The sequence below is a fragment of the Agrobacterium sp. CFBP2214 genome (assembly GCF_030209895.1).
In the GTDB taxonomy this organism is placed as follows: Bacteria; Pseudomonadota; Alphaproteobacteria; order Rhizobiales; family Rhizobiaceae; genus Agrobacterium; species Agrobacterium radiobacter.
Map to the genome: position 1 here is coordinate 311778 of NZ_JARVRC010000001.1, position 14431 is coordinate 326208.

The window sequence follows — 14431 nt, forward strand, 5'->3', positions numbered from 1 at the left end:
CGATTGACATAAAGGCCCAATGGGACCAGCCTTGCAGGGGAAAGGGGAGGGGTTAATTCAGGGCGACAGAAGATGTCGCGCGCCGCGCAAGCGATGCTGACCTGAACGACCGAGGAGCGAGAGACCACATGACGGCACCCGATCGAGACAAGCAAAGCGGTTTGCGGGACGAAGTCCTTGCGGGCGAATATGTGCTGGGTGCCTTGCCGCCGGAAAGCATGGCGGAGCTTGCCAAACGCATCAAACGTGACCGCCAGTTCGCGGCCATGGTCAGGCGCTGGCGGGACAATCTGGCGGAAACCGAATACCGCGAAAATGCGACCGTCGCCGCGCTGCTGGAACGGGATCCAAGCCGCTCCGGCCTGCCATTCAGGAGCCAGCCGCTGCGCGGTGGCAGCATGTTCGCAGCCATGCTTTCGGAGGTCTGGCATTCGGTGCGCTTCTGGCGTCTTCTGGCACTGACGGCGATGCTGTGGACCGCCGTTCTGCTTTTCACTATCGCCTGAGGGGCGAGTCTCTCAAAGGGAGATCGTTCTGACGATCTCGGCCCGCAGGCTATCCAGCCCGAATGATTTTTCCGAGGACGTGGCGAGAACTTCCGGATAGGCGGCAGGGCGCTTGCGGATTTTTTCCAGCGTTTCGCCGATCAGCCGCGGAACGCCGACATCCTTGATCTTGTCCGTCTTCGTCAGCACGATCTGGTAGGACACGGCTGCCTTGTCGAGCAGGGTCAGAACCTCCTCGTCATTCTTTTTCACGCCGTGGCGGGAATCGATCAGCACGTAAACGCGCTTCAGCGTCGCACGGCCGCGCAGATAATCGAAGACAAGCTTCGTCCAGGCGTCAACATGATCCTTGGGGGCCTGCGCATAACCGTAACCGGGCATGTCGACCAGCGCCATCGGCGGCAGGTCGCCCGCTTCGCCGGAATAACCATCCGGAACGAAGTAGTTGAGTTCCTGCGTGCGTCCGGGCGTGTTGGACGTGCGGGCAAGCCCCTTGTGGCCCACCAGCGCATTGATGAGCGAGGACTTGCCGACATTCGAACGACCGGCGAAGGCAATCTCCGGCGGGCCTTCGGGCGGCAGGAATTTCATTGCGGGAACGCCGCGAATGAAAATCCAGGGTCGCCCGAACAGGGGCTTTTCGGTTGCCGTGCCGGTCTCACTCATTTCGATTGCACCGGCTTTCGCTTGAACAGCCCCTTGATATTATCGAACAGCTCGATCTTGGCACCCTGACGCTTCATGATGACGGCCTGCTGGGTGATGGAGAGCGTATTGTTCCATGCCCAGTAGATGACCAGACCGGCCGGGAAGGACGCCAGCATGAAGGTGAAGATCAGCGGCATCCAGTTGAAGATCATTGCCTGCGTCGGATCGGGCGGCGTCGGGTTCATGCGCATCTGCAGGAACATGGTGATGCCCATGACCAGCGGCCAGACGCCGATCATCAGGAAATGCGGCACGTCGTAAGGCAGAAGGCCGAACAGGTTGAAGAGCGATGTCGGATCGGGCGCGGAAAGGTCGTGAATCCAGCCGAAGAACGGTGCATGCCGCATTTCGATGGTGACGTAGATGACCTTGTAGAGCGCGAAGAAGACCGGAATCTGCAGAAGCATCGGCCAGCAGCCGGCGACCGGATTGATCTTCTCTTCCTTGTAGAGCTGCATCATCGCCTGCTGCATGGCCATGCGGTCATCGCCATGCTTGGCCTTCAGCTCTTCCATCTTCGGCTGCACGCGCTTCATGTTCGCCATGGAAGCATATTGCTTGCTGGCGAGCGGGAAGAAGAGCGCCTTGACGACGATGGTGGTGAGCAGGATGGCCACGCCGAAATTGCCAAAATAACGGAAGAAGAAATCCATCATTTTGAACATCGGCTTGGTGATGAAGTAGAACCAGCCCCAGTCGATCAGAAGGTCGAACTTCGGGATGGAATATTCTTTTTCATAGCGGTCGACCAGCGGCACTTCCTTGGCGCCGGCGAAGACAAGGCTCTTCAGCTCGATGGACTGGCCGGGTTCGACCGTCATCGTGTCGCTCTTGAAATCCGCCTGATAGCTCGGCTGATTGCCGGTGATATGCGAAAAGCGGGTTTCGAACGGTGTTGTCTGCGGCGGAACGATGGCAGCAGCCCAATATTTGTCGGTAATGCCGAGCCAGCCGCCGGTTGCCTTGGCAATAGTTACCGGTGCTTCTTCAACATCCTTGTATTTTTCTTCCGTCAGGCTGCCGTCTTTGCCCGAAACGCCGAGAAAGCCTTCATGGATGACGAAGACGGGCGGGATCGCCGGCTTGTTGTTGCGCGTCACGCGGCCATAGGTGGCGAAGGAGACCGCAGCCTGTCCCGGGTTCTCGACCTTGTCGGCGACCGAGATCATGTAATGCTCGTCGATCGAAATCGTGCGGGAGAAAATCACGCCCTTGGAATTGGTGTAGGTGAGGGTGACCGGGGTGGTTTCCGTCAGCTTCTCGCCGCTTGCCAGCGTCCAGACGGTGGTCGGACCGGGAACGCCGCCGACTTCCTGTGCAGCAACAAAACCGAGTTCGGTGAAGTAGCCGTCCTTGGTGTCGGAGGGCGAGAACAGCGTGATGATCGGGCTCGAGTCATCGACGGTCTCATGGTAATCCTTGAGCCGGATGTCATCGAAACGGGCGCCGGCGAGATTGATCGAACCGGCGATGGCGTTGGTGTCGATGGCCACACGCTGGGTTCTTGCAATCGACTCTTCACGGGTCGCCGTTGCGGCGGTCTGCGGCGAAGAGGCGGGCGGTGTGCCTTCGACGGCTGCACCAGGCGCGGCACCCGGTGCCGGCTGCTGTTGCTGCGTCGTCTGCTGCTGCTGCTGCGCCTGGCGGGCCTCTTCGGCACGGCGCTGCTGCTCGATACGCGGATTCATGTAAAGGAATTGCCAGGCGAGGACGATGACAACCGAAAGGGCTATCGCGATGAAGTAATTGCGGTTCTTTTCCATCATTCTTTCCTGGAGCGGGTCTCCTGGGACCGTTTCGGTTTCGCCGTTCCTTCAATGCGCTCGGCAAGGAGAGACTGAAGTTTCGGGAAGGTTGTATCGAGCACATCCCTGCGGGCGACAATCACATAGTCATGACCGGGCTTCATTGCGACCCCGGCAGAAAGCCTGACGGCTTCCCTGAGACGGCGGCGCATGCGATTTCGCTCAACCGCGTTGCCTTGTCTTTTTGTTACGGTAAAACCGACGCGAGGCTCGGTTTCCGGGGCTTTCCGGTCAAGCACTTCCAGAAGAAAGGTGCTTCCCCGCCGTTTTTCCCCCGCCTGAACGGCAAGAAACTCCGACCGGTTTTTAAGCCGGCCGGGGTGTTTTTCAGTCTTGCTCATGTGCCCACGACTTTCATCGGGCCACAGGCTCGGCAATTAAGCCGACAGACGTGCGCGGCCGCGCGCACGGCGGGCTGCGAGAACCTTGCGGCCGCCGGCGGTAGCCATGCGGGCACGGAAACCATGACGACGCTTGCGAACAAGCTTGGACGGTTGGTAAGTACGCTTCGACATTTATTTAATACCGCGGTGTGCGGCCCTTCTTGAATTTGCAATTATTTGCAAGAGCGTTTCGTTTTTTGCACGGCTAACCCCGCCTGGGCGAGCTTTCAATGGCCGAGCGTGCGCGGCTTATAAGGGCATAGGCCGAGCAAAGTCAATTGCCGAAGGGGTTTTCGCGGTTCACCTTTTGCGGAAAACGCACCGCAATCTCCTTCGCCGACTGCCGATAGAGGCTGATTCCGACGCGCAATCGATAAAATCCGAAATTCTTTCTTAACGCCGCATTGATAAATCTTGTGACGCGAAAAGTTATGCCAGCTTCCCATTTTCATTGCGCGGCTGGTTTTTGTTGGGGGAACGAAATTGAGAATTCGCGGTCGTATCAATCTACTTGTCGGGCTTATGAGCCTTGTTGCCTGCACCATCGGCGGGCTGTCCATCTATGCGATCAACGAATTCCGGGTCCGGTCGCATCATTTCGAGGAAGCTGCCGAAAGGGCCTACAAGGGCGAGGCGCTTAACCGTCTGGTGACGGCGGTCGTCATGGAGGCGCGTGGTGTCTATGCGGCAGCCGATGTGGCCGCAGCCACCCCCTTTGCCGACGGCATGGTCAAAAACCTTGATGCCATGGAAAAGCTGATTGCCAGCTGGGCTCCGCTCGTGCCGGCGGAACAGCGGGCGAGTTTCGACAAGCTTGTCGGCCGGTCCAAGGAGTTCCGGACCTTCCGTCTGGAGACTGTCCGGCTTGCGAAGGAGAGCGGGCCGCAGGCAGCCGCCCAGCAGGGCAACAATGAGGCGAACCGCGCCAACCGCAAGGCCTATCAGGCGGAGATCGATGGTGTCGTGAAAAACGACATTGCCGAACTGGAAGTCGTAAAGGCAGGAATGGATTCTTTCAGCACCGCCATATTCTGGGCGATCGTCGCGGTGACGGTTGCAGGTGTCGGCGCGGGAGCCGCCTTCGGTCTCTACATCGGAACGCGGCAGCTCAGCGCGCCCATCCGCCGGGTTTCGCAGGTGATGAATGCGGTGGCCGATGGAAATCTGGACGCGGAAGTCCCCTATCTCGGCCGCAACGACGAGATCGGCGAAATGGCTGCCGCCGTCGAGGTCTTCAAGAACAACGGCCGCGAGGTGCGCCGCATGAATGCGCAGGAGACCGCCATGCGCGCCAAGAGCGACGACCTGCAGGCTGGCATGGCCGTCGTCGTCGACGCCGCGGCCCAGGGCGATTTCAGCCGCCGCATCAACAAGGATTATGGCGACGAAAACCTCAATCGTTTCGCCGCGACGATCAATTCTCTCCTCACGGGGGTCCATAACGGCGTATCCGAGACCAGCCGCGTCATTGAAGGTCTGGCGCGGGGTGATCTGACGGAGAGGATGGACGGCGAGTTCCGCGGCGTGTTCGGCGAACTCCAGGAGAACGTCAACCAGACGCTGACCAAGCTGCGCGAGACAATGAGGGAGGTGCGCGGCAGCACGGAAGGCATCAGCGGCAACGCAAGCGAACTGCGCTCGGCGGCCGACGACCTGTCGAAGCGGACGGAACAGCAGGCTGCGGCGCTGGAGGAAACCTCCGCCGCACTGGACGAAATCACCGCCGTCGTCCGCAATTCCACCGACCGTGCGCAGGAAGCCAGCGCCATGGTTGCCGAAACCAAGCAGAAGACGGAAGAATCCGCCAGTGTCGTGCGCGATGCCGTCTCCGCCATGGATCGCATCGAGCATGCCTCGCGTGAAATCAGCCAGATCATCAACGTCATTGACGAGATCGCCTTCCAGACCAACCTTCTCGCGCTGAACGCAGGCGTGGAAGCGGCACGTGCCGGCGAGGCCGGCAAGGGTTTCGCCGTCGTCGCGCAGGAAGTGCGGGAACTGGCGCAGCGTTCCGCAACGGCTGCGAAGGACATCAAGGCGCTGATCACCAAATCCGGCCAGGAGGTCGGACGCGGCGTGTCGCTGGTGCAGAAAACCGGCAGCGCACTGAGCGAGATCGAGACCCGCGTTCTGGCGATCAATGAGCACATCCATTCGATCGCCACGGCGGCCAGGGAGCAGTCCACCGGTCTGCACGAGGTGAATACCGCCATCAACCAGATGGATCAGGTGACGCAGCGCAATGCTGCCATGGTGGAGGAGACCTCGGCCGCAACCCACAAGCTGAGCAGCGAGGCGGATCATCTCGTGACGCTGGTGACCCGTTTCAATGTCGGTGCCGAAAATGCGCAGCGCAGCCACCGTTTCGAGCAGCCCGCAAGACCGGTAACGGCATCCGCCGGACCGGTTGCGGTCTCCGGCAGGACGGCTGCGGTGGCGTCCCCGGCCCGCAAATTGATGAACAGCGTCAGTCGTGCGCTCAATGCCCAGCCCGCTGCAGCACCGGCGCATGGCGACTGGCAGGAATTCTAGGCGACCTGCAGTTCCGCTTCAAACAGGCTTACGTTGCGAACGCCGCCCTTTTCGGGCGGCGTTTGTTTTCCGGCAATGAAAACGTTTGTTTTGCAGCGCATTGGAAAAATATCCATTAGGTCCTATTATCGTCGCTGCATATAAACCGAGCCGTTCCACGCAAGCAGCGGCGCGCATACAGGATCATGGCCCGGTGTTTTCTAAAGGCGTAGACAGCTTGGACCGCACGCAAGACGATCCGGTGCACTGCATGCCGGGATTGACCGCCGGTCTTTCCGGACGGCTGCTGCTGCTCACGGTCATTTTCGTGATGATCGCCGAAGTGCTGATCTTCGTGCCTTCCGTCGCCAATATGCGTCTTTCCTGGCTGCAGGACCGTCTGAATACGGCCGCCGCCGCCGGCGCGGTGATTGATGGCCTGCAGGCCGAACTGCCGCGAAGCGTGCAGAACGACACGCTGATGGCAACCGGGGCAAAGCTTATCGCGCTGCGAAAGGACGGCACCTCGCGCCTGCTCGCAGTGGCGGAAACACCGCCCGGTGTCGACGAGCAATATGATCTTTCCGATGTTTCGCAGGTGGCGGCGGTGCGGGATGCCTTCTCCACCCTGCTGTTCGGCGGCAACCGCGTCATCCGCGTCTTCGATGTGGTGGGCGACAGCGATACCATCATCGAACTGGTGCTGGGCGAAAACAAGCTGCGGGCGGCGATGCTTGCCTATGCCCGCAACGTTTTCCTGATTTCCATCGTCCTGTCGCTGATCACGGCCGGCCTGATATTCATCTCCATCAACCGCATCATGATCCGGCCGATACGCCGGCTGACGCTCGGCATGCAGAATTTCTCCGAGGATCCAGGCAATCCCGAGCGGATTTTCGTGCCCGAGGAGGGGACGGACGAACTGTCGGTTGCGGGCCGCCATCTTGCGGATATGCAGACCGAACTGCAGAAAACCCTGCGCCAGCAGAAGAACCTTGTGGATCTCGGCCTTGCGGTGTCGAAGATCAACCATGACATGCGCAACATCCTCTCCTCCGCGCAGCTGATGTCCGACCGGCTTGTGGATGCCAAGGACCCGATGGTCAGGAGCTTCGCGCCGAAACTGCTACGCACCATCGACCGCGCCGTGGCCTATACGGGCGAGGTTCTAGCCTATGGCCAGGCGACCGAAGGCGCGCCGAAACGCAAGATGGTGCAGTTGAGCCTTCTGGTGCGGGACGTACGCGACATTCTGGCGCTCGATCCCGACAGCGGTATCGAGTTTCACGACAGCGTCCCCCCGGATCTCACGATCGATGCGGATTCCGAACAGCTTTTCCGGGTCATCCATAATCTCTGTCGCAATGCCGTCCAGGCTCTGCAGTCCGATGCCACAAATGCCGCGCCGAGACACCTTTCCATCCTGGCCCAGAGAGCCGGCAGCGTCGTCAGCATCGTCATCGACGACAATGGGCCGGGAATGCCGCGCAAGGCCAAGGAGAACCTGTTTTCCGCTTTCCGGGGTTCGGCCCGCTCCGGCGGCACGGGCCTCGGGCTGGTCATTGCCCGCGAACTGGTGCTCGCCCATGGCGGCACCATCGCGCTCGTAGAAAAGCCCGGTCCCGGCACGCAGTTCCGCATTGAAATCGCCGACCGCGCCGCCTCCGTGCAGGCCGCCAGAACCGCCTGAAAAACCCGGGCCGCGACAGGCCAGCGAAATCGTTATTTCCGCCGGAATGGACATGGCCTCAGGCTGGCGGAAAATGAGGCGCATGGAATTTATAATATAATCAATAAGATACAGGAATTGCTGCGGAAAAATGACAATTTCCAAACGAAATCGCTTGCATTCGGAATGAGGACGTTTTAGAGGATCGCCACGCCACCGGAAACGACCGGAACGGCACGCACCCGTAGCTCAGCTGGATAGAGCACCAGACTACGAATCTGGGGGTCAGGAGTTCGAATCTCTTCGGGTGCGCCATTTCCTTTCCTAAAAAACAGGTCTTGAAGCACGCGATGTTTCTCGCTTGCCATGTGGCTTGAAACGGTAAATCCGTTCCGCCAGATGCTTCGGCCGCTGCGACACCCGGCAGGACCGAAGGAATTCCGAACCTTCCGAATATATGTTAAAATCATCCGGTCATCGATGGCCCGGGGTGAAAGCCATGTTGGAAGCGGACAAGGTATTTGCAGGTTCGATTCCGGAAAATTACGACCGCTATATGGTGCCGTTGATTTTTGCGCCGTTCGCCACTGATCTGGCGCGACGGGCGGCGGCTTTGATGCCGATTAATATTCTGGAGATTGCTGCGGGAACCGGTGCCGTCACGCACGAACTGGCTCCCCGATTATTGCCTGCCGCAAACTATGTGGTGACCGATCTCAATCAGCCTATGCTCGATTTTGCCGCGTCGCGGCAAGCACCGGATCACCGCATAAGATGGCAACAGGCGGACGCCCAGACCCTGCCTTTTGAAAATACGGTTTTCGACCTCGTCTTCTGTCAGTTCGGTGCGATGTTTTTCGGTGATCGTCCGTTGGCCTATCGAGAGGCAAAGCGGGTGCTGAAGCCCGGTGGGCATTATTTATTCAACGTCTGGGATCGCATCGAGGAAAACCACTTCGCGAATGATGTGACGGACGCCTTGGCACGCCTGTTCCCCGATGATCCGCCGCGCTTCATGGCCCGTACCCCGCATGGTTATCATGATGTGGCCGTGATCCGCCGTGAACTGGAGGATGCCGGGTTTTCGCGCGTGACGATCGAGACGGTGGCGGCGCAAGGCCGCGCCTCTTCGCCGCGTATTCCAGCTGTCGCTTATTGTCAGGGAACTGTTCTGCGGACGGAGATCGAGGCAAGGGCTCCGGGGAAGCTGGATGCCGCGACAGACTACGTCGCCGCGGCCATTGAAGCGCGCCATGGCGGCGGTGAGGTTGCCGCCAAAATTCAGGCGCATGTGATTCTCGCCGCCGTATAAATCGGCGTCTCAAGGCTGGTTTCTCAGTCTATAAACAAGCACCGGGAATATTCGGAAATATCCCCCAATATTAGTGGTTTTGGGTAAAGGCCTATACAGCAAGGTTTTCCGATTGCCCGACATTTCCGGGCTTTCGAGTGTCATCGAACTTTCCCCGAACCTTCGTCATATTGTCATACAATAAAAGCATATGCGCTCCAGAAAAGGAGCGCAGAATGACGCCACAATCACTTGAACTTTCGGGCATCGGCAAAGGCTTCGGGGCTGATGATGTTCTGAAAGAGATCGATCTCTCAATCCGTCCAGGCGAGTTTTTGTCCCTCGTTGGTATGTCGGGCTGCGGCAAGTCCACGCTGCTGCGTATCATTGCGGGCCTGGAAACGCCGGATCGCGGTTCGGTTTCGATCGGCGAGCAGGATGTGACAGAGGTTGATCCGAGCGATCGCAATCTGGCGATGGTTTTCCAGTCTTACGCCCTTTATCCGCATATGAGCGTGCGCCAGAACATCGCGACGCCGCTCAGGATGCGGCGCCTGCCTTTCGCTGCTCGCCTGCCACTGATCGGACGTTTTGCAGCGCCTGCTGAAACATTGAAGCAGATCGATGCCGCCGTTGAACAGGCGGCCGAGACGCTGCAGATCGCGCATCTGCTGGATCGCAAGCCGGCGCAGCTTTCCGGCGGCCAGCGTCAGCGTGTGGCGCTCGCCCGGGCGCTGGTGCGTTCGCCTGCAGCCTTCCTGATGGACGAGCCGCTTTCCAACCTCGATGCGAAACTTCGCGCCCATATGCGTGAGGAATTGGCGGGCCTTCACCGCCGGCTTGGGGCAACCTTCATCTACGTCACCCATGACCAGATCGAAGCCATGACCATGTCCGACCGTATCGCCCTGATGTCGGAAGGCCGCATCGAGCAGCTGGGCACGCCGGACGAGCTTTACCGCAAGCCCGCGACGCTGACGGTCGCGCGTTTTATCGGCACGCCATCGATCAACCTGCTGCCGGTCGAAATCGATGCGCAGGGCAAGATCACGGCTTTTGGACGCGATCTTGCTATTGAAGGTGCCGGCCGTGATGCCGGGCCGGCGACGCTCGGCCTTCGTGCCGAAGACCTGCGCCCGGGCGAAGAAGGTTTTGCCGTGCGCGTGGTGCGCAGTGAAACCCACGGCGCCGATCGTTTCGTGAGCTGCCGCCTGCTGAGCGACGAGACCGTGGCCATCACCCTGCGTCAAGTCGTGGGCGAGGCGCTGGGTGCCGATGCGAATGGCGTCATGAATCTCGGCTTTGCGCCGGAACGCGCGCATCTCTTCGCGGCCGATGGCCTGCGTCGCAAGGTGACGGTGCGCGAACGGGTGCCGGCATGACGGCGGTTGATTTCTCCTCGGCTGCACGGGCGAAGGCTCGCCCGCGGCTGTCGAAGGCGGACCGGCGGATGATCTGGCGCGGCCTGATGTTCGCAGCCCCCGCAAGCCTGCTGCTTCTGGCGATCTATATTGTTCCGATGCTCGTTCTGGCCGGTTTTTCCGTCACCGATTACCAGCTGGGTTCGCTCTCCACCCGCTTTGTCGGTCTTGGAAACTTCGTCAAGGCGTTTCAGGATCCGGTTTTTCTGCGCGCCCTAGCCAACACCGCCATCTATGCGCTCATCGTCATTCCCTTCGGCGTCTTTCTGGCGCTCGGCGTGGCTTTGCTCGTATATAACCGCAAGCGCAGCCGCGCTTTCTGGGAAGTGGCTTATTTTCTCCCCGTCACCGCAACACTCGTCGCCATGGCGACCGTGTGGCAGTTCCTGCTGCATCCCTCGCTTGGTCCGGTGAATGCGGCGATCAAATGGCTTGGTCTCGAACCGGTCGCCTTCCTCTCCAATCCCGTACTCCTCATTCCCACCATGGCGCTGATGGGCGTCTGGCAGATCCTCGGATTCAACATGGTGCTGTTCCTTGCCGGCCTCACGGCCATTTCGAAGGATCTGCACGAGGCGGCGCGGCTGGATGGCGCCAAGAACCCGGTCGACCGGTTCCTGACCGTGACTTGGCCGATGCTTGGGCCGACGACCATGTTCGTGGTGGTCACCACCTCCATTTCGGCCTTTAAGGTGTTCGAGACGGTGGCTGTGTTGACCAAGGGCCGCTTCGGATCGGAAACCCTGCTGTTCGATCTTTATCTCGAAGGTTTCGAATATTCCAACACCGGTTATGCCGCCGCGCTGACGATTATCTTCCTCGCGATCGTGCTGGTCCTGTCTATCGGCCAGACGCTGCACATGGACCGGAAGGTGCACTACTGATGGCCGCATTGCGCAAATATTTCCCGCATCTCGTGCTTGCGCTGGGCGCTTTCGTGATGCTCCTGCCGTTCTACTGGATGGTGTTGACCTCGATCCGCTCGCCGGCGGAAATCTTCGATGTCTCGCTCTGGCCGATCCCGCAAAAATTCGACGCTGTCGATAACTACGCCCGGGCGGCGGGTCAGGTGCCGATGGCGCGTTTCATGCTGAACGGCGTCATTGTCTGCGTCGGCATTCTCGTCGTGCAGGTGCTGACATCGGTTCCGGCTGCCTATGCGCTGGCAAAGCTCCGGTTCCCGGGCCGCAAGCTGCTGCTGGGCCTCGTTATTGCGGCGCTCTGCGTTCCCATTCAGGCGCTTGCATTGCCGCTTTTCGTCGGTCTGGCCAAGACGGAGCTTCTGAATACCTATTTCGCGATGATGATGCCGTTCTTCCTTTCGGTCTTCGCCATCTTCCTGTTCAACCAGTCCTTCCGCAGCTATCCGAATGAAATCATAGAGGCTGCCCGCATGGACGGGTTCTCGGAAATGGAGATTTGCTGGGGACTGGTCCTTCGCGGGTCGCTGCCTTCGCTCGCCGCCTTCTCGATCTTCTCTCTCGTTGCCCACTGGAACGACCTGTATTGGCCGATGATCGTGGTCTCCGACACCAATCTCGCCCCGCCGCCGCTTGGCATGATGCTTTTCGCGGATGTCGAATCCGGCGCGAATTATGGTGCGCTGATGGCGGGCGCCACACTGATTACCGCGCCGATGGTGCTGTGCTTCCTCCTCGCACGACGGCACTTCATCGCCGGTATTACCATGACCGGCGTCAAGTGATGCCGTTCAGACTTCCTCCTCCCAACCTCTCTGGAGACTGACATGAAACTCAACCGACGCGCTGTGATGGGCGGTCTGGCTCTCGGCATGGCTTTTGCGGGCCTCGCTCAGCCGGTTCTGGCCAATGAAATCACGCTCAACGTTCTCTACAACCTGCCGGGCTTCACCAAGTTTCATCAGCCGCTGGCCGATGAATTCATGAAGAAGAACCCTGATGTGAAGATCAACTTCCTCGCTCCGGCTGCCGGTTACAACGAAGGCCAGCAGCAGGTTCTGCGCTCTGCCGTCACTGGCAATCTGCCTGACGTTTATTTCTCGGGTTACAACCTGACGGCGGAACTCGTTCACACGCTTGCACCGCGCAACCAGATCACCGATCTCGGCCCGTTCATTCAGGCTGAAGGCGGTCAGGCTTTCCTCGACAAGAACTACAGCCCGAAGATGGCGGCACTCGGCCAGATCGGCGGCAAGCAGTACGGTCTGCCGGTCAACGCCTCCTCGCCGATCATCTACATCAACTCCGACCTCGTCACCGAGGCTGGCGGTGATCCGGACAAGATGCCGACGACCTTTGCCGAGCTCATTGCTCTTGCAAAGAAGATCAAGGCTCTCGACCCCAAATTCGCCGGCATGAGCTACGACATCAACGGCTGGCCGGATGACTGGTTGTGGCAGGCGCTCATCGTCGAACAGGGCGGCAAACTCGTTGACGAGAAGGCCAAGACCGTTGGCTTCGACAACGAGATCGGCCTTAACGCCCTGAAGATGACCCGCCAGTTCGTCACCGAAGGCGGCCAGAACCTGCTCGACTGGGATCAGTCCCGCCAGCAGTTCGGTGCAGGCCTTACCGGCTTCATCTTCTCGACGCCCGCCCACGTTCAGACGATCCAGGGTCTGGTCGGCGACCGCTTCAAACTGAAGACGGCGACCTTCCCGCTCGACAACAAGGAAAAGGGCGGCGTTCCGACCGGCGGCAACTCGGCTGTTATCCTGACCCAGGAAAAGGCCAAGCAGGACGCTGCCTGGAAGTACCTGAAGTGGATCACCGGTCCGGAAGCGCAGAACACCATCGTTCGCATCACCGGTTACCTGCCGACCAACAAGCTGGCCACCGGCCCGGACTTCCTCGCTCCTTATTATGTCGAGAACCCGAATGTGAAGACCGCTTCGCTTCAGGCTGACCGTTCTCTGCCCTGGGCCGGTTATCCGGGTGGCGATTCCGTCCGCATCTGGCGCACGCAGCGCGACATCATCGGCACGGTCATGCGCGGTGAGGTGACGCCGGAAGCCGGTCTCAAGCAGATCGTCGAGCAGACCAACGCCCTGCTGAAATAAGCAGAACGACTGAAAAGGCTGCGGGGAAATCCGTTCCCGCAGCCATTTTGTGCAGAAAGACCCGTTATGAAGATCATCCAGATTACCGACACCCATCTCGTACCGCCCGGCATTGCTGTAAACGGCGTCGACCCGGAAAAGCAGCTGCGTGCGGCGGTGGCCGATATTGTCGAAAAACACGCCGACGCTGATCTTCTTGTCATGACGGGTGATCTTTGTAATTACGGCGAGCCGGAAGCCTATGAGCTGCTTCGCGATATCCTCACACCGGTCTCCATGCCGGTGAGGCTGATGCTCGGAAATCATGACCGCCGACCGGAATTCGTGGCCGCCTTTCCCGAGCAGCCGCGCGACGATAACGGTTATATCCAGTCCTTCATCGATACGGATTTTGGCCGTTTGCTGTTTCTCGACAGCCACGAAGCCGATGTCATAGGCGGCATGTATGGCGCGGATCGTCTGGCATGGCTGGAGAGTGCGCTGGAAGGCGCAGGCGATCTGCCGGTGACGGTTTTCATTCACCATCCGCCGATGGATTGCGGCATCCGCCATTTCGAACATATCGGCATGCATGATGACGGTGCTGTCATGCGCCGCCTCTCCGCCCATCCGGCCGGCATACGTCACATCATTTTTGGCCACATCCATGTGCCGATGGCGGGCACGACGGCGGAAGGTATAGCTTACAGCTCCGGTCAGGCTTGCGCGCACCGTTTCATCACCGATATCGATGTTGTCGATCCGCTGTGGACGGGCGGCAATCCCTGTTACCGGGTCATAAGCCTCGGCGCATTTGGCCTGCGTGCCTATGATGCGGAAGTGGGGCAGGTCGTGCTCGGTCAGGCTCCTGTCTGCGAAGGCCCCTGACACCGGACGATTTCCGTGTTGCAGAGAGATGACCTCCGCCTCGTCGCCTGTTGCGGGTGGTGAGGGAGAGGTTTTTTGCAAATCACAAGGCTGCAGTGGTGAGAAGACCCCGCGGCCTGTCGCGCCGATGCGTCACTTGAGGTTTGTTGAACGGATTTGATACGCGAGAGCCATGGTTCCGTTCACACCCTTGATCTATGTCAGTTTCATCGATGAAACTGCACGCCATA

13 protein-coding genes and 1 tRNA gene are annotated in these 14431 nt (G+C 59.6%); 10 read left to right on the forward strand and 4 right to left on the reverse strand.

The window, feature by feature from the left end:
• Nucleotides 1–128 precede the first annotated feature (128 nt).
• Complete coding sequence (locus tag QRN60_RS01545; RefSeq protein WP_003503696.1) at nucleotides 129–506, forward strand: hypothetical protein; 378 nt, start codon at nucleotides 129–131, stop codon at nucleotides 504–506.
• A 12-nt stretch (nucleotides 507–518) separates the two neighbouring features.
• Here the strand turns inward: QRN60_RS01545 and yihA are convergent, their stop codons facing one another.
• The 4 genes from yihA to rpmH are packed head-to-tail and all read right to left on the reverse strand — an operon-like array spanning nucleotide 519 to nucleotide 3534.
• Nucleotides 519–1172, reverse strand: a complete 654-nt coding sequence (gene yihA / locus QRN60_RS01550; protein WP_003503694.1) for a ribosome biogenesis GTP-binding protein YihA/YsxC — start codon at nucleotides 1170–1172, stop codon at nucleotides 519–521.
• Nucleotides 1169–2977 carry a membrane protein insertase YidC gene (gene yidC, locus QRN60_RS01555; protein ID WP_099085704.1) on the reverse strand — a complete coding sequence of 603 codons (1809 nt, stop codon included), beginning with the start codon at nucleotides 2975–2977 and terminating at the stop codon, nucleotides 1169–1171. Before yidC ends, yihA begins: the two co-directional genes overlap by 4 nt.
• Nucleotides 2977–3360 carry a ribonuclease P protein component gene (gene rnpA / locus QRN60_RS01560; RefSeq protein WP_080865779.1) on the reverse strand — a complete coding sequence of 128 codons (384 nt, stop codon included), beginning with the start codon at nucleotides 3358–3360 and terminating at the stop codon, nucleotides 2977–2979. The genes yidC and rnpA overlap by 1 nt, the downstream gene beginning before the upstream one ends.
• Before the next feature lie 36 nt (nucleotides 3361–3396).
• A complete protein-coding gene (gene rpmH, locus QRN60_RS01565; RefSeq protein WP_003493611.1) occupies nucleotides 3397–3534 on the reverse strand; it encodes a 50S ribosomal protein L34 in 138 nt (45 codons plus the stop codon).
• Between the two features lie 351 nt (nucleotides 3535–3885).
• Between rpmH and QRN60_RS01570 the strand changes: the two genes are divergently transcribed.
• The 9 genes from QRN60_RS01570 (at nucleotide 3886) to QRN60_RS01610 (ending at nucleotide 14201) form a co-directional block, all read left to right on the forward strand.
• Entirely contained in the window at nucleotides 3886–5934 is a 2049-nt protein-coding gene (locus QRN60_RS01570) for a methyl-accepting chemotaxis protein (RefSeq protein WP_003503687.1), read from the forward strand.
• A gap of 250 nt (nucleotides 5935–6184) precedes the next feature.
• Entirely contained in the window at nucleotides 6185–7603 is a 1419-nt protein-coding gene (locus QRN60_RS01575) for an ATP-binding protein (RefSeq protein WP_035212580.1), read from the forward strand.
• 217 nt (nucleotides 7604–7820) lie between these two features.
• Nucleotides 7821–7897, forward strand: a tRNA-Arg gene (locus QRN60_RS01580).
• Nucleotides 7898–8081: 184 nt separating this feature from the next.
• Nucleotides 8082–8894 carry a class I SAM-dependent methyltransferase gene (locus QRN60_RS01585; protein ID WP_129564628.1) on the forward strand — a complete coding sequence of 271 codons (813 nt, stop codon included), beginning with the start codon at nucleotides 8082–8084 and terminating at the stop codon, nucleotides 8892–8894.
• A 215-nt stretch (nucleotides 8895–9109) separates the two neighbouring features.
• Nucleotides 9110–10255, forward strand: coding sequence for an ABC transporter ATP-binding protein (locus QRN60_RS01590; protein WP_162724016.1), 1146 nt, complete (start codon nucleotides 9110–9112; stop codon nucleotides 10253–10255).
• The gene (locus QRN60_RS01595) at nucleotides 10252–11178 is read left to right on the forward strand and encodes a carbohydrate ABC transporter permease (protein WP_003503653.1); all 927 of its coding nucleotides are present in this window, start codon (nucleotides 10252–10254) and stop codon (nucleotides 11176–11178) included. Before QRN60_RS01590 ends, QRN60_RS01595 begins: the two co-directional genes overlap by 4 nt.
• Nucleotides 11178–11999: a carbohydrate ABC transporter permease gene (locus QRN60_RS01600; protein WP_003503652.1), complete on the forward strand. Its 822-nt coding sequence runs from the start codon at nucleotides 11178–11180 to the stop codon at nucleotides 11997–11999. Before QRN60_RS01595 ends, QRN60_RS01600 begins: the two co-directional genes overlap by 1 nt.
• A 42-nt stretch (nucleotides 12000–12041) precedes the next feature.
• Nucleotides 12042–13334, forward strand: a complete 1293-nt coding sequence (locus tag QRN60_RS01605) for an ABC transporter substrate-binding protein (protein WP_129564627.1) — start codon at nucleotides 12042–12044, stop codon at nucleotides 13332–13334.
• A 66-nt stretch (nucleotides 13335–13400) separates the two neighbouring features.
• Nucleotides 13401–14201: a phosphodiesterase gene (locus tag QRN60_RS01610; RefSeq protein WP_060722845.1), complete on the forward strand. Its 801-nt coding sequence runs from the start codon at nucleotides 13401–13403 to the stop codon at nucleotides 14199–14201.
• Nucleotides 14202–14431: the final 230 nt, after the last annotated feature.

Excerpts from the sequence above, each read along its gene's own strand:
- QRN60_RS01600 (WP_003503652.1), top strand. The coding sequence starts at position 11,178 with ATGGCCGCATTGCGCAAATATTTCCCGCATCTCGTGCTTGCGCTGGGC.
- QRN60_RS01605 (WP_129564627.1), top strand. The coding sequence starts at position 12,042 with ATGAAACTCAACCGACGCGCTGTGATGGGCGGTCTGGCTCTCGGCATG.
- rpmH (WP_003493611.1), bottom strand. The coding sequence starts at position 3,534 with ATGTCGAAGCGTACTTACCAACCGTCCAAGCTTGTTCGCAAGCGTCGT.
- QRN60_RS01595 (WP_003503653.1), top strand. The coding sequence starts at position 10,252 with ATGACGGCGGTTGATTTCTCCTCGGCTGCACGGGCGAAGGCTCGCCCG.
- yihA (WP_003503694.1), bottom strand. The coding sequence starts at position 1,172 with ATGAGTGAGACCGGCACGGCAACCGAAAAGCCCCTGTTCGGGCGACCC.
- QRN60_RS01545 (WP_003503696.1), top strand. The coding sequence starts at position 129 with ATGACGGCACCCGATCGAGACAAGCAAAGCGGTTTGCGGGACGAAGTC.
- QRN60_RS01590 (WP_162724016.1), top strand. The coding sequence starts at position 9,110 with ATGACGCCACAATCACTTGAACTTTCGGGCATCGGCAAAGGCTTCGGG.
- QRN60_RS01585 (WP_129564628.1), top strand. The coding sequence starts at position 8,082 with ATGTTGGAAGCGGACAAGGTATTTGCAGGTTCGATTCCGGAAAATTAC.
- rnpA (WP_080865779.1), bottom strand. The coding sequence starts at position 3,360 with ATGAGCAAGACTGAAAAACACCCCGGCCGGCTTAAAAACCGGTCGGAG.
- QRN60_RS01575 (WP_035212580.1), top strand. The coding sequence starts at position 6,185 with ATGCCGGGATTGACCGCCGGTCTTTCCGGACGGCTGCTGCTGCTCACG.
- yidC (WP_099085704.1), bottom strand. The coding sequence starts at position 2,977 with ATGGAAAAGAACCGCAATTACTTCATCGCGATAGCCCTTTCGGTTGTC.
- QRN60_RS01610 (WP_060722845.1), top strand. The coding sequence starts at position 13,401 with ATGAAGATCATCCAGATTACCGACACCCATCTCGTACCGCCCGGCATT.